Source organism: Oleiphilus sp. HI0125, from assembly GCF_001635355.1.
In genome coordinates, this window is sequence record NZ_LWGF01000904.1 from 1 (window position 1) to 743 (window position 743).

The window sequence follows — 743 nt, forward strand, 5'->3', positions numbered from 1 at the left end:
TGGTGATGTAATTGGCCCGCCATCTTTGGCTTCGGCTTCGATGGAGCAGGGGCGCCGTGCAAGTCGAAATGCCTTAGGTATTAGCGTTGGTAAAATGGCAGATTTGATTCCAGCAGGTATTTACTCCATTCCTGAAATTTCAGGCGTTGGGCTCACTGAACAACAGGCTAGAGCCAAGGGTGATGTCATTGTCGGTGTTGCCAAATTTGAAGAGATTTCTCGAGGTCAGATCAGTGGTATAGAAGATGGTTTGTTGAAAATCATTTGCGATGCACAAGGGAAGAAAATCTTGGGTGTTCAGATAGTTGGTGAAGGGGCTACGGAACTCGTTCATATTGGTCAGATGGCGATGCTATCCGACAGCCCTGTTGATATTTTTGTAGAGAATATTTTTAACTATCCAACACTCGCAGAAGCCTATCGTGTTGCAGCTCTATCGGTGTTAGGGCAAAGGTAAACGGATATGAATATAGATTGGGGTCAGAGTTTTTTCACTCTGATCCCAATCCAAGAGCGGATTATTGGCTCAATACAGCTTCAAGAAATTCTTGACCAGCTTGCGTGTGAACGGTACTGCTTGGGTGGAAACCATCAGAGAAAACAAATGCTGAGCAATCAGCAAGTGCGGGTACTGATTCAACACAAGGAGTTGTTGTGTTCAAACCGGCTTCTTCACCTTCTTCAATTGTACGATCTAAGAAGTCTTGTAGTGAGTATTCAATAATATCAATACCTGTTGCTGC

1 protein-coding gene and 1 pseudogene are annotated in these 743 nt (G+C 44.3%); one reads left to right on the forward strand and one right to left on the reverse strand.

Annotation, left to right across the window (positions count from 1 at the left end):
• Window positions 1-457, forward strand: a pseudogene (locus tag A3762_RS15675) (Si-specific NAD(P)(+) transhydrogenase); the annotation flags it as partial.
• A 61-nt stretch (window positions 458-518) separates the two neighbouring features.
• Here the strand turns inward: A3762_RS15675 and A3762_RS27695 are convergent.
• A partial coding sequence (locus A3762_RS27695; protein WP_197469296.1) for a hypothetical protein occupies window positions 519-743 on the reverse strand: 225 nt, incomplete at its 5' end.